This is a genomic window from Erwinia sp. AC075, from assembly GCF_979253995.1.
The window spans coordinates 1,821,352-1,838,090 of the sequence record NZ_CEEDEU010000001.1 but is presented as its reverse complement, the minus strand read 5'-3'; the positions used below and the strand labels follow the sequence as shown (position 1 = coordinate 1,838,090).

General features: G+C 54.5%; 20 protein-coding genes. 7 read left to right on the top strand and 13 right to left on the bottom strand.

What is annotated here, in order from left to right; all coding sequences use genetic code 11:
• Positions 1 to 42: 42 nt before the first annotated feature.
• The 8 genes from AC0IXH_RS08580 to rluE all read right to left on the bottom strand — a co-directional run bounded on the left by AC0IXH_RS08580 (position 43) and on the right by rluE (position 7,955).
• Complete coding sequence (locus tag AC0IXH_RS08580; RefSeq protein ID WP_013201710.1) at positions 43 to 1,170, bottom strand: ribosomal protein uL16 3-hydroxylase; 1,128 nt, start codon at positions 1,168 to 1,170, stop codon at positions 43 to 45.
• A gap of 103 nt (positions 1,171 to 1,273) precedes the next feature.
• Positions 1,274 to 2,734 carry a two-component system sensor histidine kinase PhoQ gene (gene phoQ / locus AC0IXH_RS08575; RefSeq protein ID WP_013201711.1) on the bottom strand — a complete coding sequence of 487 codons (1,461 nt, stop codon included), beginning with the start codon at positions 2,732 to 2,734 and terminating at the stop codon, positions 1,274 to 1,276.
• Positions 2,735 to 2,738: 4 nt separating this feature from the next.
• Positions 2,739 to 3,407, bottom strand: a complete 669-nt coding sequence (gene phoP / locus AC0IXH_RS08570; RefSeq protein ID WP_013201712.1) for a two-component system response regulator PhoP — start codon at positions 3,405 to 3,407, stop codon at positions 2,739 to 2,741.
• A 127-nt stretch (positions 3,408 to 3,534) separates the two neighbouring features.
• Entirely contained in the window at positions 3,535 to 4,905 is a 1,371-nt protein-coding gene (gene purB, locus AC0IXH_RS08565; protein WP_013201713.1) for an adenylosuccinate lyase, read from the bottom strand.
• Between the two features lie 28 nt (positions 4,906 to 4,933).
• Positions 4,934 to 5,578 carry a high frequency lysogenization protein HflD gene (gene hflD, locus AC0IXH_RS08560; protein WP_013201714.1) on the bottom strand — a complete coding sequence of 215 codons (645 nt, stop codon included), beginning with the start codon at positions 5,576 to 5,578 and terminating at the stop codon, positions 4,934 to 4,936.
• A gap of 73 nt (positions 5,579 to 5,651) precedes the next feature.
• A complete protein-coding gene (mnmA, locus tag AC0IXH_RS08555; protein ID WP_134823902.1) occupies positions 5,652 to 6,755 on the bottom strand; it encodes a tRNA 2-thiouridine(34) synthase MnmA in 1,104 nt (367 codons plus the stop codon).
• Between the two features lie 57 nt (positions 6,756 to 6,812).
• The gene (locus AC0IXH_RS08550; protein ID WP_346598382.1) at positions 6,813 to 7,289 is read right to left on the bottom strand and encodes an NUDIX hydrolase; all 477 of its coding nucleotides are present in this window, start codon (positions 7,287 to 7,289) and stop codon (positions 6,813 to 6,815) included.
• A gap of 33 nt (positions 7,290 to 7,322) precedes the next feature.
• Positions 7,323 to 7,955, bottom strand: coding sequence for a 23S rRNA pseudouridine(2457) synthase RluE (gene rluE, locus AC0IXH_RS08545; RefSeq protein WP_134823903.1), 633 nt, complete (start codon positions 7,953 to 7,955; stop codon positions 7,323 to 7,325).
• A 132-nt stretch (positions 7,956 to 8,087) separates the two neighbouring features.
• Between rluE and icd the strand changes: the two genes are divergently transcribed.
• Positions 8,088 to 9,338: an NADP-dependent isocitrate dehydrogenase gene (icd, locus tag AC0IXH_RS08540; protein ID WP_013201718.1), complete on the top strand. Its 1,251-nt coding sequence runs from the start codon at positions 8,088 to 8,090 to the stop codon at positions 9,336 to 9,338.
• Positions 9,339 to 9,469: 131 nt separating this feature from the next.
• Here the strand turns inward: icd and AC0IXH_RS08535 are convergent, their stop codons facing one another.
• The 3 genes from AC0IXH_RS08535 to AC0IXH_RS08525 form a co-directional block, all read right to left on the bottom strand.
• Positions 9,470 to 9,940 carry a GNAT family N-acetyltransferase gene (locus AC0IXH_RS08535; RefSeq protein WP_346594857.1) on the bottom strand — a complete coding sequence of 157 codons (471 nt, stop codon included), beginning with the start codon at positions 9,938 to 9,940 and terminating at the stop codon, positions 9,470 to 9,472.
• Positions 9,940 to 10,467 (bottom strand): P-loop nucleotide/nucleoside kinase family protein, encoded by a 528-nt coding sequence (locus AC0IXH_RS08530; protein WP_471720331.1) that lies wholly within the window; start codon positions 10,465 to 10,467, stop codon positions 9,940 to 9,942. The genes AC0IXH_RS08535 and AC0IXH_RS08530 overlap by 1 nt, the downstream gene beginning before the upstream one ends.
• 221 nt (positions 10,468 to 10,688) lie before the next feature.
• The gene (locus tag AC0IXH_RS08525) at positions 10,689 to 11,519 is read right to left on the bottom strand and encodes an alpha/beta fold hydrolase (RefSeq protein ID WP_471720330.1); all 831 of its coding nucleotides are present in this window, start codon (positions 11,517 to 11,519) and stop codon (positions 10,689 to 10,691) included.
• A gap of 315 nt (positions 11,520 to 11,834) precedes the next feature.
• Here AC0IXH_RS08525 and AC0IXH_RS08520 point away from each other — a divergent pair, with 315 nt between their 5' ends.
• Positions 11,835 to 12,215 carry a putative holin gene (locus AC0IXH_RS08520; RefSeq protein WP_013201722.1) on the top strand — a complete coding sequence of 127 codons (381 nt, stop codon included), beginning with the start codon at positions 11,835 to 11,837 and terminating at the stop codon, positions 12,213 to 12,215.
• Positions 12,202 to 12,489 (top strand): phage holin family protein, encoded by a 288-nt coding sequence (locus AC0IXH_RS08515; protein WP_013201723.1) that lies wholly within the window; start codon positions 12,202 to 12,204, stop codon positions 12,487 to 12,489. Before AC0IXH_RS08520 ends, AC0IXH_RS08515 begins: the two co-directional genes overlap by 14 nt.
• Positions 12,490 to 12,497: 8 nt before the next feature.
• Here the strand turns inward: AC0IXH_RS08515 and AC0IXH_RS08510 are convergent, their stop codons facing one another.
• Together AC0IXH_RS08510 and AC0IXH_RS08505 are read right to left on the bottom strand one after the other, a co-directional pair.
• On the bottom strand, positions 12,498 to 12,635 hold the full coding sequence (locus tag AC0IXH_RS08510; RefSeq protein WP_206403132.1) for a hypothetical protein: 138 nt from the start codon (positions 12,633 to 12,635) through the stop codon (positions 12,498 to 12,500).
• A gap of 121 nt (positions 12,636 to 12,756) precedes the next feature.
• Positions 12,757 to 13,446 carry an XRE family transcriptional regulator gene (locus tag AC0IXH_RS08505; protein ID WP_471720329.1) on the bottom strand — a complete coding sequence of 230 codons (690 nt, stop codon included), beginning with the start codon at positions 13,444 to 13,446 and terminating at the stop codon, positions 12,757 to 12,759.
• 279 nt (positions 13,447 to 13,725) lie between these two features.
• Between AC0IXH_RS08505 and AC0IXH_RS08500 the strand changes: the two genes are divergently transcribed.
• From AC0IXH_RS08500 to AC0IXH_RS08485, 4 genes are all read left to right on the top strand, one after another.
• Positions 13,726 to 14,193 carry a lysozyme family protein gene (locus tag AC0IXH_RS08500; protein ID WP_013201725.1) on the top strand — a complete coding sequence of 156 codons (468 nt, stop codon included), beginning with the start codon at positions 13,726 to 13,728 and terminating at the stop codon, positions 14,191 to 14,193.
• Positions 14,190 to 14,540, top strand: coding sequence for a DUF7940 domain-containing protein (locus AC0IXH_RS08495; RefSeq protein ID WP_013201726.1), 351 nt, complete (start codon positions 14,190 to 14,192; stop codon positions 14,538 to 14,540). Before AC0IXH_RS08500 ends, AC0IXH_RS08495 begins: the two co-directional genes overlap by 4 nt.
• Entirely contained in the window at positions 14,537 to 14,809 is a 273-nt protein-coding gene (locus tag AC0IXH_RS08490) for a hypothetical protein (protein ID WP_041691969.1), read from the top strand. The genes AC0IXH_RS08495 and AC0IXH_RS08490 overlap by 4 nt, the downstream gene beginning before the upstream one ends.
• A 161-nt stretch (positions 14,810 to 14,970) precedes the next feature.
• Positions 14,971 to 16,722 carry a glycosyl hydrolase family 28-related protein gene (locus tag AC0IXH_RS08485; protein ID WP_206403141.1) on the top strand — a complete coding sequence of 584 codons (1,752 nt, stop codon included), beginning with the start codon at positions 14,971 to 14,973 and terminating at the stop codon, positions 16,720 to 16,722.
• Positions 16,723 to 16,739: the final 17 nt, after the last annotated feature.

Below are 16,739 nucleotides of genomic sequence, written 5' to 3'. Positions count from 1 at the left end.
GCCTTTTTGTCTTTGAGACGCCCTGAGATTCTGGGCTGTCTACTATTCTTCGTCGCTGAAATACCAGTAACCGCTGTTGACCAGCGCCGCCAGCTGGGCGAGGAACGACGGATCGTCCAGCGCTTCGGCCAGGTCCTCTGCGCCAAGCTGATGCAGGTTAGCAATGGCGGTCAGGGCTGCATGATGAGGAGATTCCATCTGCTCACCGTTCACAAACACCGCAGAGCCGATGGTCAGCACGCGCAGACCGCCAAGGCGCGATAACTTATCACCCTGTTGCAGCGCATCGTAAATCTCATCTGGCTGATACGGCGGTTCTGGCGGGGCCACATCCAGCTCATGGCGCGATTGCGAAATAAACTCACCGAACCACTGGTTGAATTGCTCCGGCTGGTTGATCACGTCGATCATCATCGCGCGGATGCCTTCCAGTTCTTCGGGCAGGATCTCAGCTTTGTGTTCACGTGCCGGCACATCCGGATCGCTGAAGCGGTGGCTGCCCAACTCACGGGCGATAGCATAGTCAGCGAAGCCGCTGATCAGTTCACGTCCGCTCGGCGCACGGAAGCCAACAGAGTAGTTGATGGCGTTTTCCAGCGAGTAGCCTTCATGCGGGAATCCTGGCGGAATATACAGAATGTCGCCGGGCTCCATTTCTTCATCAATGATCGCGTCGAACGGCTCAACCTGCAGCAGGTCAGGGTGCGGGCAATGCTGTTTTAACGGCACCTTATCGCCCACGCGCCAGCGACGGCGGCCGGTGCCCTGAATAATAAACACGTCGTACTGATCGAAGTGGGGACCCACACCGCCGCCAGGGACCGAGAAGGAGATCATCAGATCGTCGGTACGCCAGTCAGGCAGGAAACTGAACGGGCGCATCAGCGCGGCAGACGGCTCGTGCCAGTGATCGACAGCCTGTACCAGCAGCGACCAGTTGTTCTCACCAAGGTGATCAAAACTCTCAAACGGGCCGTGGCTGACCTGCCATTTTCCGTCCTGATGGCTGACCAGACGGCTGTCGACTTCGTTTTCCATCGCCAGCCCGGCCAGTTCGTCCGGGGAGATTGGGTCAACGAAATTTTTAAAGCCACGCTTAAGCACTACCGGACGTTTCTGCCAGTAACGCTGAATAAAATCTGCGCAGTTGAGATCGAGTTGATAATCCATGAAGGGAGTTCCTGAAACGCTGAATTTAATCGATTATAACAGTGCCGGGCGGGGTCGGGGTAACCCATTTGCTCGGCACTGCTCAGGGAAGCGGCGGTCGTCACTATTCGTCGGTGTGTAAGACTTCCTGACGCCGGAATATCACTTCCATCCGCGCGCCACCCAACTCGCTGGTGGAGGCGACAATGTCACCGGCATACTGCTCAAGAATATCTCTCGCTACCGCTAAACCCAGACCCTGGCCTGGACGCAGGGTGTCGGCTCGCTGTCCGCGGATAAAGATCATGTCCCGTTTGCTTTCAGGGATGCCTGGACCGTCATCCTCAACGATAAGATGCAGCTCTTCGTCGGTCTGACGCACGCTGATTTCGACAAATTCCAGGCAATATTTGCAGGCGTTATCCAGCACGTTGCCCATCACTTCCATCAAATCGTTATGTTCGCCAACAAAGGTCAGTTCAGGGGAGATATCCAAGGTAAGCACTACGCCTTTACGCTGATAAACCTTATTCAGCGCCGAGCACAGGCTGTCCAGCAGCGCCGGAACCGAATGCAGTTCGCGCTTCAGCACGTTGTGATCGGCCTGCATACTGGCGCGGTGCAGGTAATAACCAATCTGTTGTGAAATACGACTGATCTGCTCAAGCATAATCGGCTCGGCCTGCTCAATCGACAGATTCTGACCGCCACGCAGCGAGCGCAGGGTGGTTTGCAGCACCGCCAACGGGGTTTTCAGACTGTGAGTTAAATCACTGAGCGTGGTGCGATAGCGGGTGTAACGCTGACGCTCGTTATCCAACAGCAGGTTGAGGTTGCGCACCAGGCTTTTCAATTCCTGAGGCGGGCGGGGATCCAGCGTGTCGCGCGTGCCACCTTCCAGCTCGCGAACCTGCGCCGCCAGCGTGCCGATCGGGCGCAGACTCCAGTGCGCGGCCAGCCATAACAGGGGGATCACCAGCAGCAGGTTCACCAACAGCACATAACTGAACCATGACCAGACCACGTCTGAATGCTGCAACTCCTGCGGAATGGTATCGACCACCACAATGGTCAGCGCAGGCAGGTTCGGCGTCGCATCATAACGGTTAACCGCCACCGAGTGGGTGAAGGTGTCGTTATTATCATCGTCGTAAGCGGTCAGTTTATTCTGCGCTTCGGTATTATTTCCCAACGCTTCCCGACTGGTGCTGTTGTCGGTATCGATCTCGTAGAAATCCGAACTTTTCAGCCATTCGCGCTTAATCTTATTGCGGATTTCCGGCACGTCGCGCAGTTGCCACAGCAGCTTGCCTTTCTCGTTATAGATATACACCAGCGTCGGGAAATTCAACGAAACCCGCTCTGGCTGGGCGATGGTTAATTTACCGTCCTGCCACTGCGCAAGGGTGAAGAACAGGTTACTTTCACCGCGCATCACCCGGTAGGTGTTCTTATCGAAGCTCATTACGTAGCCGACCACCGCCACCATCCCGTAGGAAAGTGACAGGATCAGCACCACGGCAGCAGTAGCCACCAGGAAGCGGGCGCGGAGCGAGAAGGGCGTTTTTGGGCGGAAATCTGGCATCTGTTTACAAATCGAACCTGTAGCCCTGACCGCGCACGGTGGTGATCACATCCAGCGGATGTTCAGCCTGCATTTTCTTGCGCAGACGGCCCATCAGGACATCGATGGTATGGCTTTCACGCAGTTCAGCATCCGGATAGAGCTGCAGCATCAGCGAATCTTTGCTGACCACTTTGCCTGCATTGCGGATCAGCGTTTCGATGATGGTGTATTCAAACGCGGTCAGCTTAATTTGGGTGTCGTTAATGGTCAGCTCACGGCGTGAGAGGTCGACCTGGAAAGGCGCTAACGAAATAATTTGTGAGGCCAGACCGCTGTTACGGCGCATCAGCGCCTGCATGCGGGCAACCACTTCTTCAATATGGAAAGGTTTGGTGACGTAATCATCGGCACCGGCTTCCAGCGCTTCTACCTTTGCCTGCCAGCCTTCACGCGCGGTCAGCACCAGAATCGGTTGCTTAACATCTTCGCTGCGCCAGCGGCGGATCAGCGCCATGCCATCTTCATCGGGCAGGCCTAAGTCAACCAGAGTGATATCAGGCGTGTGTTCGTTGAGGAAATAGTCGGCTTCTTTCGCATCTTCAGCGGCATCAACCTGATGGCCCATATCCCGCAACTGTACGGCGAGATGGTGACGAAGCAGTTGATTATCTTCCACAACCAGTACGCGCATAATTTATCCTTTCTGTCTGACAGTGTTACGGCCCCAGAGCCTTGTTATAAGTCTTTGCAGAGTATAGGTGAAAGCAGATAAACAGCAGGTTAACGCGGGCCGACTAGCGCCGGCCCGCGAGGCAGTATTACTTCAGGTCGTCGACCATCTGAATCGCACGGCCAATGTAGTTAGCCGGGGTCATCAGTTTCAGGCGGGTTTTCTCTTCTTCCGGCAGCGCCAGGCTGTCAATAAACGCTTTCATTCCGGCGGCATCCACACGCTTGCCACGGGTCAGCTCTTTCAGCTTTTCATACGGCTTTTCAATGCCATAGCGGCGCATCACGGTCTGAATTGGCTCGGCCAGCACTTCCCAGTTGTGATCCAGCTCGTCCAGCAGACGGTCACGATTCACTTCCAGCTTAGAGATGCCTTTCAGCGTCGACTGATAAGCGATCACCGCATAGCCGACACCCACGCCGAGGTTACGCAGCACGGTGGAGTCAGTCAGGTCGCGCTGCCAGCGTGAAACCGGCAGTTTGCTTGCCAGGTGCTGCATCATGGCATTGGCCAGACCCAGGTTGCCTTCTGAGTTTTCGAAGTCAATCGGGTTAACTTTATGCGGCATGGTGGAAGAACCGATTTCGCCAGCGATGGTTTTCTGCTTGAAATGGTTCAGGGCGATATAACCCCAGACATCACGATCGAAGTCGATCAGGATGGTGTTGAAGCGCGCCATGCAGTCAAACAGCTCGGCAATATAGTCGTGCGGCTCGATCTGCGTGGTGTACGGATTCCAGGTGATGCCCAGGCCGGTGACAAAGCTTTCGCTCAGTTCATGCCAGTCCACTTCCGGGTAAGCGACAATGTGCGCGTTGTAGTTACCGACAGCGCCGTTGATTTTACCCAGCATTTCAATGCGTTCCAGCTGACGAAGCTGACGCTCGAAACGGTAGGCCACGTTCGCCATCTCTTTACCCAGCGTAGACGGCGTGGCCGGCTGACCGTGGGTACGGGAAAGCAGAGGAATATCGCGGTACTGTACGGCCAGGTCTTTCACGGCGGTGATGATCTGGGTCCAGTAGGGCACAATCACTTCGCGGCGTGCGGTTTCCAGCATCAGTGCGTGAGACAGGTTGTTGATGTCTTCAGAGGTACAGGCGAAGTGGATGAACTCAGAAACCGCATGCAGCGCGGCGTTTGGCTCCACCTTCTCTTTCAGGAAGTACTCAACCGCTTTCACATCATGGTTGGTGGTGCGTTCGATGGTTTTGATGCGCGCTGCATCTTCCACGCTAAAATTGCTGACAATCGCATCGAGGAAAGCGTTTGCGTCGGCATCAAATGCAGGAACTTCCTTGATCTCTGCGCAGGCGGCCAGTTTCTGTAACCAGCGAACTTCCACTTCCACGCGGAATTTCAGCAGGCCAAATTCGCTGAAAATGCCACGTAACGGGGTGATTTTGTCGCCATAACGGCCATCAACGGGTGAGACGGCAGTCAGAGAGGATAATTCCATCAGTGCAACTCCTGGATCGGTTAACAAATTAGAGTGAAGACTCGGGCATACGGGACAGCATTTGCTTCGCCTCAGCGGCGAGGCGATTACGTGAAAACATTAACTGCAGGCGACCGCCGCCGACCTGGTGCCAGAGTACCGCAGAACGGATGCCGGCAAGCAGGGTGGCGCGGACTTTGCTCTGGATCTGCGCATTCTGCAACACGGCGGGCGAGCCGGTAACCTGAATGCGTGGACCGAGCGGGCTAATCACATCGACATAAATGGCCGCCATGGCGCTCAGCAGCGTGTCGGAATCTAAATCATAGTGCGCCAACTGGCGATCTAACTGGCTGACGCGCTGAGAAAGGTCGTTCAGCGCGGTTTTATTGGCGCTGAGCTTACGCTCAAGCACCATCATACTCAGCGTATAGCGGGTCAGTTCGGCACCGGCACCGTGGCGGCTGCTGCTGTTTAACACCGCCAGCAGCGACTCAAGACCGAAGCGCAGATTCGCTTCATCATTGCCATAAATCGCCAGCGTGGATGCCGGGTTAAGATCGACCACGCTTTGCAGCGAGGTTTTCAGCGGCTCTGCCGGACAATGGCCCTGATGCGCCAGTTGCTGGACCAGATGAGCAGACTGGCAGATGCCCGCGAGGGCCAGCGTAATATCGTAATAATTCTTCGCCACGGTAACTCCTGTAAATCCCCTTGTTCAGGGGTTACGCCAGTATGCTGATATCATTCTCAGGGGCAGCGTGCGCTTAAAGCAGCGGCATGCGTGCTTCGATAATCCCACCACCCAGGCAGATTTCATCAAGGTAAAACACCGCAGACTGGCCCGGTGTGACAGCGGCAACAGGCTCGTCGAAGCGGACTTCAATCCGATCTTCGCCTAATGGCGTCACGGTGCAAGGAATATCGGCCTGGCGGTAACGGGTTTTGACCGTGCAACGCAACGGCGCCGTGAGGATTTCGCGGTCCACCCAGTGCAGCTGTTGTGCCACCAGGCCAACAGACATCAGGCGCGGATGTTCATGGCCCTGTGCCACCACCAGGATGTTATTGGCGACATCTTTATCGACCACGTACCAGGGTTCTTCGCTGCCGGCTTTGGTGCCGCCAATACCCAAACCTTTACGCTGTCCCAACGTATGGTACATCAGGCCCTGATGTTCACCGACCACTTCTCCTTCGGCATTTAAAATCGGACCTGGCTGAGCCGGTAAGTAGCGGCCCAGGAAGTCACGGAATTTGCGCTCGCCGATAAAGCAGATGCCGGTCGAATCTTTTTTCTTCGCGGTGATCAGCTCAAGTTCTTCGGCAAGGCGGCGCACTTCCGGTTTAGCCAGTTCGCCCACCGGGAACAGGCTCTGCGCGATCTGCTCGTGGCCAAGGGTGTAGAGGAAGTAGCTCTGGTCTTTGTTGTCGTCCAGGCCGCGCAGCAGACGGCTTTTGCCATCGACATCCTGGCGACGAACATAGTGACCGGTGGCGATAAAGTCGGCGCCCAAATCTTCGGCGGCAAACTCGAGGAAGGCTTTGAATTTGATCTCTTTGTTGCAAAGAATATCCGGGTTAGGCGTGCGTCCGGCTTTGTACTCTTCCAGGAAGTGCTCAAAGACGTTATCCCAGTATTCGGCAGCAAAGTTTACCGTATGCAGGTAGATACCTAATTTGTCGCAGACCGCCTGCGCATCGGCCAAATCTTCCGCGGCGGTACAGTATTCCTCACCGTCGTCCTCTTCCCAGTTTTTCATAAACAGGCCTTCAACCTGATAGCCCTGCTGTTGCAGTAACCAGGCGGAAACCGAGGAGTCAACACCGCCGGACATACCGACGATCACTTTTTTCTGGCTTAGAGACATGAGAAATACCCGACTTTAGTGGCAGTTAAAGGCTGCCCTGTAAAATTGCGGCATATTCTACCACGCGTCTGCCGCGGGCGCATCCTCGCTAAATGGCCACTGAAACGCGCTTAGCACCTCCAGTGGATAGCGCGGCCCTTGCTGATAAATCCGGATACTTTCCGCAACCAGCGGAGAACGGAGCTTTTTCGCGTTGAGGATCTCGTCCGGTGGCAGCCACCAGCAGCGATCGATATCGCGATCCTGCGGGTAAGTCGGCAGCACGTTCGGTAAATCCAGCGAGAACAGAAAGCGTAAAAACGGCGTATTATCCGGCGCGATCCATTGATGCAGGCGTAAAAACGCCTGCGGAACGCCTTCCAGCCCCGTCTCTTCATACAGCTCGCGCACCGCGGCCTGCAGCAGGGTTTCGTTAGCTTCCAGATGACCGGCAGGCTGATTCCAGGTCGCGCGTCCTCTTACCATCTCTTCCACCACTAAAAATTGCCCTTCGGCTTGCACAACGGTGGCCACGGTGACGTGGGGTTTGAACATGGCTGACTCCTTGCTGGTAATGGCTTAAGTGGCTCAAAGAGGAAATTCGGCGGTGACGTCTCGCCATTCGCCCGGCGGTAAATCCTGCAGCAGCTGCGTGCCCATCGCAAAACGAATCAAGCGCAGGGTAGGGAAGCCAATCTGCGCGGTCATCCTTCTGACCTGGCGATTACGCCCTTCGTATAAGGTGATCTTTAACCAACTGGTGGGAATGGCTTTTCGCTCGCGGATCGGTGGATTACGCGGCCATAACCACTCCGGTTCGGCCACTAACTCTGCGCCGGCGGGCAGGGTCGGGCCATCTTTCAGATTAACGCCATCCCGCAGCGCCTGAATATGGCTGATATCGGGGATGCCTTCCACCTGAACATAATAAATTTTCCCGGTGCGTTTTCCGGGCTGAGTCAGCGTGGCCTGCAGCGCGCCGTCGTTGGTCAGCACCATCAGCCCTTCGCTGTCGCGGTCCAGGCGTCCTGCGGCGTAAACACCGGCCACCGGGATGAAATCCTTCAACGTACTTCGTCCCGCTTCATCGCTGAACTGGGGCAGCACATCAAAAGGTTTGTTAAAAATAATGACACGGCGTGGACCTTTATCGACCTGACGGGCGCTAGAGGACGGGCTGAATCGTTTAACGCGGTGATTCTTAACGGAAGATTTTCGCATATGCTTTGCACTTTAAAACCATGAGCGCATTATACCGCAATCCGGAGATGATTGGCGCGACGTGAATATTCAAGTAGTATTGACGCGCATCTTACAAATCATTAACAAAAAAAGCGCTCGAAGGAGAGGTTAATGGAAAGCAAAGTAGTTGTTCCGGCGGAAGGTCAGAAAATCACCCTGGCGAATGGAAAACTGAACGTACCTAACAACCCTATCATCCCTTTCATTGAAGGTGACGGTATTGGTGTGGACGTTTCTCCAGTGATGATCAAAGTTGTCGATGCCGCTGTGCAGAAAGCTTATAACGGTGAGCGTAAAATTTCCTGGATGGAAATTTACACCGGTGAAAAATCGGTAGAGCTCTACGGCCCGGACGTTTGGTTGCCAGAAGAGACGCTGGACCTGATCAAAGAGTACCGCGTGGCGATCAAAGGCCCACTGACCACCCCAGTCGGCGGCGGTATTCGTTCCCTGAACGTGGCTCTGCGCCAGCAGCTTGATCTCTACATCTGCCTGCGTCCGGTGCGTTATTACACCGGCACACCAAGTCCGGTTAAGCGTCCAGAAGAGACCGATATGGTCATCTTCCGTGAGAACTCCGAAGATATCTATGCGGGTATCGAGTGGAAAGCCGGTTCTGCAGAAGCGGATAAAGTGATCAAGTTCCTGCGTGATGAAATGGGCGTGAAGAAAATTCGCTTCCCAGAGCAGTGCGGTATCGGCGTTAAGCCGTGTTCAGAAGAAGGCACCAAACGCCTTGTTCGCGCTGCCATCGAATACGCAATCACCAACGATCGTGACTCGCTGACGCTGGTTCACAAAGGCAACATCATGAAGTTCACCGAAGGTGCCTTCAAGGATTGGGGCTATCAGCTGGTGAAGGAAGAGTTTGGCGGTGAGCTGATCGACGGCGGCCCGTGGATGAAGATCAAGAACCCGAACACTGGTAAAGAGATCGTTGTAAAAGACGTGATCGCCGATGCGTTCCTGCAGCAGATCCTGCTGCGTCCGGCTGAGTATGACGTTATTGCCTGTATGAACCTGAACGGTGACTACATCTCCGACGCCCTGGCGGCGCAGGTTGGCGGTATCGGTATTGCGCCTGGTGCAAACATCGGTGACGAGTGTGCACTGTTCGAAGCGACCCACGGCACCGCACCTAAGTACGCTGGTCAGGATAAAGTGAACCCAGGTTCAGTGATCCTGTCCGCAGAAATGATGCTGCGTCACATGGAATGGTTCGAAGCCGCAGACCTGATCGTTAAAGGCATGGAAGGCGCAATCGCTGCCAAAACCGTGACCTATGACTTTGAGCGTCTGATGGATGGCGCTAAGCTGCTGAAATCTTCAGAGTTTGGTGACGCAATGATCAAACACATGTAAGTGTGTTTGCTGCGATAAGAGGAGCCTTAGGGCTCCTTTTTTTTCGTCCACAGAAAGGAGCGGGGTAAATCCTCCCAGCGTCGCCACAAAGGGTTCATTAAGGTCAAACTGACGATATTTCCCTAAAGGCATCATATGTTGATCACCATATCAATGCAGGGCAGAGCGCCCGCGCTGGCCGAGTGATAGACGGTTTCTTTAACTAATGTGAATCCCTGTTTTTGATAGAAGCTCAGGGCGTTTGGTGTGGAAGAGAGCGTCAATTTCCTGATGCCACGCTTTATTGCCTCCTGCTTTAAGGCGGTGACGATCTCCGCTGCATAACCTTTTCCCCAATACGCCGGCAGGGTGAAGATGGCTTCGATGCTGTTTTCTGCCAGGTCCAGAAAGCCGGTCGCCACGGGGAAGCTCTTCGTAGGATCATCAATGACAAAGAAGGGGTTGTTGAGCACCGCCTGACGATATCCTTCTGGCATCTGTTCTGGTGTCCAAGCCCGTAATGCTTCGGCAGAATAGACACCCTTACATCCGGCGCGCAGTGCTTGATTACGTATATTCCACAACTGTTCAACCTCTTCAACAGCAGCGAGTCTGACGGCCATTACTCTTCTCCTTCATCTTCAGACGAATGCACTATCACCTCAAACCCTTCTTCAGCCTGCGGCGCTTCAAAGTAGCGGCTAATCAGCTCGAACTGCGCGTCGGTTGCGGCAAAGTCATGGTTTCCGCCGGCGTTTCTGGCCTGCAGACGGGCCTTACAGCGGCTGTCAGCGACATCGAGGTAATGCAGTTGCGGTAGTACAGAGGCGGATTCGGCAATTTCCCGCATCCATTTGCGTAGCGACAGCGTGTTGGCCGGGAAATCCAGCACCACGGAAAGGCCCGATTCCAGCAGCGCGATCAGATGGGGGGTCATTGCGGTACGCAGCTTCGCCGAACAGCGGACATAATCTGCCACGCTGTTCATTTCATCGCGGTACAACGCCGCCAGCCAACGATCTTCAGAAATGAGTAGCGTAGCGGGCGCCTCAGCCAGCTGATGGGCCAGAGTCGATTTGCCGGAAGCAATTTTCCCGCACAGCAAATGCAGGGTGGGGGAGGAAGCGTTTGGAAGGGAACCGGTAGACATTTTTAACCTCGCTGTAAGTAACCAGACAAGGCGCCCGCCTTATCTGGCGGGTGTCGACTGAAAGACGAACGTTATCCCACCGGAATTACGGGTGTAATAATCATCATCTGGGTGGTAGAGGAATCAGGGTGCATGGTTTAAAAACTAGCAGAAGGCAGGGGGTGAAGTCTATCGCCGCGATCTGCACAGCAAAAAGGGGGCATCCCGCCCCGCAGGCGCGATCAGCTTTTAATAAAGTTGAGCAAATCCTCATTCACCTGATCTTTATGGGTACTGCACAATCCGTGCGGCGCACCCGGATAGACTTTTACCGTTGGGTTTGGCAAAAGCTTGATGGCCGCTTCACTGGACGACTTCGGCGGCACAATCTGATCGTCGTCGCCGTATAGCACCAGCGTTGGGATGGTCATCTTCTTCAGGTCTTCCCGTTGATCCGTTTCGGAGAAGGCCGCCACACAGTCATATAACGATTTAAGCGATCCCTGCATTCCCTGCAGCCAGAAGCTGTCGCGCAATCCCTGTGAGGACTGCGCAGAGTCGCGGTTAAAACCATAAAAGGCAGTGGGGAAGTCCTTAAACAGTGAGGATCGATCCTTCAGCAAGCCCTCGCGGATCCCGTCGAACACCGTTTTGGGTAAACCGTCCGGGTTAAAATCGGTCTTAACCATAATCGGCGGCACCGCACCAATCAGTGCCGCTTTTGCCACGCGTGAGATGCCGTGACGGCCAATATAGCGGGCCACTTCGCCGCCGCCGGTAGAGTGGCCGATATGCACCGCATCCTGTAAATCCAGCGCGGCGGTCAGTTCAGCCAAATCGTCAGCGTATTGGTCCATATTGTTGCCGTCCCAGGGTTGGGAAGAGCAGCCGTGTCCCCGACGGTCATGGGCGATCACCCGATAACCGTGCGAGGCCAGGAAAAACATCTGATCTTCAAACGCATCCCCGGACAAAGGCCAGCCGTGGCTGAACACTATCGGCTGGCCTTTGCCCCAGTCTTTATAGTAAAGGCTTGTCCCATCTTTGAGTTTTAGATAGCTACCTGATGACATTATTTCACTCCTCATACAATTAACTGATTGATTGGGAATAACATTACCTGTGGCAGGTCGGGCTGTTAAAGGCTAGTTCATAGCCTTGAAGTTGTCGCATCGCGTGCGGTGAATTCGCCGGAGTTGAGGGAAAACAACGGCATAATCAGCGCCAAAAAATAATGAATTAAAGTGCTCACGCGTACGCATTAAGCGATCTAAGGTATTACTATCAGCAGCAACAGCGCAGACAAACGAATTTTTGGAACCCTGGCCCCGGCCGGGGTTTTTTGTTGCTCAAATCCTTGAGAAGACGCTGTAGCAAAAGGGGGCATTATGGTCGGGAACTTACTCGCCGTTAGCGCAGGCGCGGCATCTTCAGCAGGTTCATTGTTGTCCGGTCCGATGGCCGGCATCAATTATGGGGTGTTATTCGGTGCCTTTGCGGGGGCTGTTTACTATGTTGCCAGCGCCGTCGATCTCAGACTGATTGTGCGTGCAGCCTATTTCCTTGTCTCGTGGATTGTGGGGGTGTTTGGCTCAGGGCTGGCAGGTGCCAAGCTGGAACAGTTATCGGGCTATACCGACCGTCCGCTGGATGGGCTGGGAGCCATATTACTTTCCGCCGTGGCAATCAAAACCTTAACCTTATTCAGTGAGCATGATCCGGTCAGCTGGCTGGCACGCCTTAAAGGAGGTTTCCATGGTAACAAATGATCCTCTGGTACTCACCAACGTCGTCACCGCCACCGCCATTGCGCTGCGGCTCATGATGTTTCGCAAACCGGGCGCCCACCACCAATGGTGGGCATCGTGGCTGGCTTACTTAATTGTGCTGTCCTACGCCTCGATTCCTTTCCGCTATTTCTTTGATGCTTACGCCCATGCCAGCTGGGCGTCGGTGATGGTTAACCTGATTTTTGCCGCAGCCGTCTTTCGGGCGAAAGGCAATGTGGCGCTGATTTTTGCCGTGCTGCGACCACAGAAATAGGTTAACCGTCACTCTTTCACCCCTGGCGGCAACGCCAGGGCTTTATCAATCCGGCGGTTACTGCCGGTCAGGGCTTGAGTGAGCTGGCGATCCAGTTTTTTGCAGGCCTCGCGATAGCGTAGGGCCCGGCGTTGTCGTGAGTTCATCAGTGCACCTCGTTAAGGAGAGTATCGGTAAACTAACCTTAGAAGGGGTTTTTATATGCGTCAAACGCATTAAATAGCGGGGAAGGAAACAAAACCCGCCGGAAGCGGGTTGCACAGAGACTTAGCCATGGCGGCGGAACTGTTGCGACTGGCTGAGCATTACCCGGCCGGCCACATGCAGCATCGCCATCTCCTCAGCGGAAATCGTCCACTCTTTATAGCGGGGGTTATCGGAAATGACATACAGTTCTGACTTCACTTTTTGCAGGCGTTTTACGAACATATCGCCATTGAAATCAAAAACGTAAATCCCATCACCATCGAAGAAGGGGACGCTGACGTCGACAAAAATCAGATCGCCAGGTTCAATGGTTCCTTCCATGCTGTCGCCCCGGACGTTTATCAATTTAACAATGGCCTCAGGTTTATTGCCAAAAATAACGCTGGCTTCCTTCCGCACATATTCAATAGATCTAATGACCTGAACCACTTCTCTGGCCGGTGAACCTTCACCCGCACTGGCAGAAACATCAAGGACGTCAACACGATACACATCATCTCTCCCCATTTCGGTTAACGAAGATATACTGTATAAATCACCAGTATTCTTCAGCTCTTCTGATGAGAATAGCGCAGAAATCGGCACTGCGAGTGCATCCGCCAATTTTTGTAGCAACGCATCGCTGTATCCCTGCACCCCGCGTTCCAGTCTGGACAGGTTCCCGACATCACTTCCTACCTGCATTGCTAACGCGTTTAGCGTCATCTTCTTCGCTTTGCGAAGCTGTCTGATTCTTTCTCCGGGTTTCATTAAGCGTTCACACCTTTTTTATGCGTTTTACACAAATCGCCTTGCGCAATAAAATACTGCCTACTAATATGCGTATAACGCATTAAATAACGTCTCCACGCAACATCTGAAGCCGTTACGCTCTTTACACAATCTGGCCGCGCCGATACAGGTGCCTGTAAACCTCGCATTTAACCTGCCTGTCGAACATTTTTCCACAGGTGAAAAATGATTCCTACGCATTTTTCAGCCAGCCTTGCTGTCTGATACTCATTTTTTGCGTCAAGAGGAGTATTTACCATGAGTCAGATAGTTTCCATCCTAAAGTATGAAGAAGGGTATCGCGACGTTCCCTTTATAGACACCCTGGGCTATCCCACCGTGGCCGCAGGGATCAAAATCGGTCCAAAAGGCGCGGCCCTGACCAGCTATATCTTCAAAGTGCCGGCGCCGGTCGGTGAGCTGTGGATGCAGATGTTGGTCGAGAGCAAAATTTTTGAGCTAAAGCAGCGCCCACTGCTTGCCGATGCGCTTCGCCAGTGCAATGAGGCGCGGGCCGACATCCTTTACAGCATGGCCTATCAAATGGGGGTGGAAGGGCTGTCGGGATTCAAAGAGAGCCTGAAAGCGATGTCACGCGGCGACTTTTCCTCTGCGGCGGACGGCATGCTGAACAGCCTCTGGGCCAGGCAGACGCCGGCCCGGGCGAAACGTCATGCTGCGGTGATGCGCAGCGGCACCTACGACTGCTATCGGGGGTTGCTATGAAATTCGCCCTCTATCTCTGCGCCATCCTGATGACCATTCTGCTGCTGTTAACGATCCGCAAGTACAGCTCGGTTGAGTTTGTGCATCATGCCAGGCTGCTGTTCAAAACCTGGTCGGTGTGGCTGGCTTCAGCCGGATCGGTGATCAGCGCCTGGGTGCAATCCTTTCCTGATTCCGCGATGCGCGCCTGGCAGCTGTTACCGCCCGATGCCAAAAGCGTTATTCCCCCCAACTACCTCGGCATGATTGGGGCATTTATGGTGGCGATGGCGGTGATGGCGCAGTTTGTCCGCCAGCGGCCGTTAGCGACTGAACGAGAGAAACTCGATTGCGGAGAACACACATGAATCGTCTGCAACTACTGGGGGCGGGATGGCGTTTGCTGTCCGGCCTCCGCACCCCGAAGCAAAATGAGGACATTATCATGACTGATACCACCACGATCCCCGAAGAGAGCAACGGCCCGTTAAGCAGCAATACCCAAACTCGCCAGGTCACGGTAATCACCAATGACGTGGTGCTGGAAAAAGTCGGCGAGTTGCTGAGCTCGGTCGGGCACAACATCGATGAGTACGCCGAAATCGTCGCGCTGGCCAAGAAGCTGGTAACAAAATAGCGTTACCGGCACTGAATCCCTTTTATCTCCAGGCGGCCTGGCCGAAATCATTCTAATACCCTGCAACGTAACGTCCCATCTCCATCTCAATCTCCATCTCAATCTCCATCCTGCCCGTCACGGGCATCTCACTGTACGTAACCATCCATCCGGAGGTCTTTATGATCGAAGTAAACTGCTTTGCTGATTTGCGAACCACTGCGCCAACGAAAGCCGGTGATATTGCGGCACTCAAACGCTACTACGACAAGGATTCCAGTTTTCATGGCGGCGGCGACTTTGTCGGCTTCCTCGGCACCACCACGCTGAGCGATGACGGCGGCTCGATGGCGAAGGGCAGCACCTTCTACTGGAAGCGCATCATTAATGACACCGAACAGGTGAATTTGTACCATTTTGGCGCGAAAGGTGACGGCGTCACCGACGATACCGACGCCTTTAAGCGGATGTTTAGCTGGTCGCAAGGCTATGATGTTAATGCAAAAGATATTGGCGTGCGTTTCCCGGCAGGCAAGTTTTTAATCTCGCCTGTCGACCTCAGCGCCAGCGAAATCCCGTGTTTCGCTTTGTACGGTGACGACGCGCCGTATGGCGTCACGCCCAGAACGGTGATTATCTCTGACAAATCGATCAACACGGTGTTCAAGGTGAATGCCCGCCGGACCATCATTCGCGGCATCAGCTGGAACGGCCAGGCCACGGCGGATACGGCCAGCAATACCGGGGCGATCACCGCGGACATGCTGTCCAACGTGCAGCCGTTCTTTGAGAACACCACCATTGAAGGGGAGTTCGTTAATATCCGCTGCTTCCGCGTGCAGTATAACGGCGGCACGGCGGTGAAACTGCTGGATACCCTCGACACGCGATTCGATCAAATCTATTCGCAAAATACCTATGCCCGGGTCTTTGACGTCAGCTGGTCTAACTCGCCAAACGGCGTCTGGGATCACTCGACCGCCATTGAGCTGTCGAATGCCAACTTCCAGTACGGTTATGGCGATGCCACGCTGAAGATGCCGCGATTAACCCAGGGGCTGATCCGCAACGTCTGGGTTGAACATACCCGCTTCCCCGGTGATTTAAGCAACGGCCAGTGGATTATCGATGCCCTGAGCCTGGAGGATTGCGCCAATCCGCTGCTGTTGAATAACAGCCGGGTGCTGCTGCGTCAGCTCAGCCTGCAGGCCGGTGCGACGGTCAATCTGGACAATACCTCCGATCGCTGGCTGTCAGGCTATGAGAGCGGCTGGCGTCGTGATGAAAACTTTGGCACCACCATGACCGGATCGATGAAAGCCGGCTGGTACAGCGGCTATAAGCTCAGTAACACCTCGGACACCGATAAATGGTATCGCATCGGCAAATTTGTCTTCCCGAAAGCCAATCAGCAGTGGACGCTGGAGATGGTCAGCAAACAGTCGACGGCCAATCCTTCCGGCACCGCGGCCAGCCCGCTGCAAACCATCTCCTCGGGCGTCACCTACCTGAATCTGCAGCGCTGCGTCAGCTCGGTGTGGGCCGATATGTTCCATCGCGGCACCACGGCGGTGGTTGACGTCAAGTATGCGCGCAGCTATCAGAATATCGTCGAGGTTTGGGTGAAGCTGAAAGCGGGCAGTGGCGACACCATGTTTAACGTGCGATCGACCGGGCCAACGCGGTTTGAAGCCGGGGAGTGTTCCTTATTTACACCGGATCTGTCGGAGGTTACCGATCTGACCACCGTCGGCACCGTCACGCCCAACGCGCGCTTAAGTTTCCACAACGGCCTGGCGGGCATCGGCGCCAATGAAAATGGGGTCGTGACCTTAGCGACAACGGAGGCGGCATCCCCGGTCAGCGCGGCCCCGGTGGGGTATATCACCCTTAACGTTAACGGGATAGATCGTAAATTCCCTTACTTCAGCTGAATAGTAGCTTGCTAACG

Bases quoted from the DNA above. Each gene is read 5' to 3' on its own strand.
- AC0IXH_RS08485 (WP_206403141.1), top strand. From the start codon at position 14,971: ATGATCGAAGTAAACTGCTTTGCTGATTTGCGAACCACTGCGCCAACG.
- AC0IXH_RS08535 (WP_346594857.1), bottom strand. From the start codon at position 9,940: ATGGCCGTCAGACTCGCTGCTGTTGAAGAGGTTGAACAGTTGTGGAAT.
- AC0IXH_RS08530 (WP_471720331.1), bottom strand. From the start codon at position 10,467: ATGTCTACCGGTTCCCTTCCAAACGCTTCCTCCCCCACCCTGCATTTG.
- rluE (WP_134823903.1), bottom strand. From the start codon at position 7,955: ATGCGAAAATCTTCCGTTAAGAATCACCGCGTTAAACGATTCAGCCCG.
- AC0IXH_RS08525 (WP_471720330.1), bottom strand. From the start codon at position 11,519: ATGTCATCAGGTAGCTATCTAAAACTCAAAGATGGGACAAGCCTTTAC.
- AC0IXH_RS08580 (WP_013201710.1), bottom strand. From the start codon at position 1,170: ATGGATTATCAACTCGATCTCAACTGCGCAGATTTTATTCAGCGTTAC.
- AC0IXH_RS08490 (WP_041691969.1), top strand. From the start codon at position 14,537: ATGAATCGTCTGCAACTACTGGGGGCGGGATGGCGTTTGCTGTCCGGC.
- phoQ (WP_013201711.1), bottom strand. From the start codon at position 2,734: ATGCCAGATTTCCGCCCAAAAACGCCCTTCTCGCTCCGCGCCCGCTTC.
- phoP (WP_013201712.1), bottom strand. From the start codon at position 3,407: ATGCGCGTACTGGTTGTGGAAGATAATCAACTGCTTCGTCACCATCTC.
- mnmA (WP_134823902.1), bottom strand. From the start codon at position 6,755: ATGTCTCTAAGCCAGAAAAAAGTGATCGTCGGTATGTCCGGCGGTGTT.
- icd (WP_013201718.1), top strand. From the start codon at position 8,088: ATGGAAAGCAAAGTAGTTGTTCCGGCGGAAGGTCAGAAAATCACCCTG.
- AC0IXH_RS08510 (WP_206403132.1), bottom strand. From the start codon at position 12,635: ATGAACTCACGACAACGCCGGGCCCTACGCTATCGCGAGGCCTGCAAA.
- AC0IXH_RS08495 (WP_013201726.1), top strand. From the start codon at position 14,190: ATGAAATTCGCCCTCTATCTCTGCGCCATCCTGATGACCATTCTGCTG.
- AC0IXH_RS08515 (WP_013201723.1), top strand. From the start codon at position 12,202: ATGGTAACAAATGATCCTCTGGTACTCACCAACGTCGTCACCGCCACC.
- AC0IXH_RS08550 (WP_346598382.1), bottom strand. From the start codon at position 7,289: ATGTTCAAACCCCACGTCACCGTGGCCACCGTTGTGCAAGCCGAAGGG.
- AC0IXH_RS08500 (WP_013201725.1), top strand. From the start codon at position 13,726: ATGAGTCAGATAGTTTCCATCCTAAAGTATGAAGAAGGGTATCGCGAC.
- AC0IXH_RS08505 (WP_471720329.1), bottom strand. From the start codon at position 13,446: ATGAAACCCGGAGAAAGAATCAGACAGCTTCGCAAAGCGAAGAAGATG.
- purB (WP_013201713.1), bottom strand. From the start codon at position 4,905: ATGGAATTATCCTCTCTGACTGCCGTCTCACCCGTTGATGGCCGTTAT.
- AC0IXH_RS08520 (WP_013201722.1), top strand. From the start codon at position 11,835: ATGGTCGGGAACTTACTCGCCGTTAGCGCAGGCGCGGCATCTTCAGCA.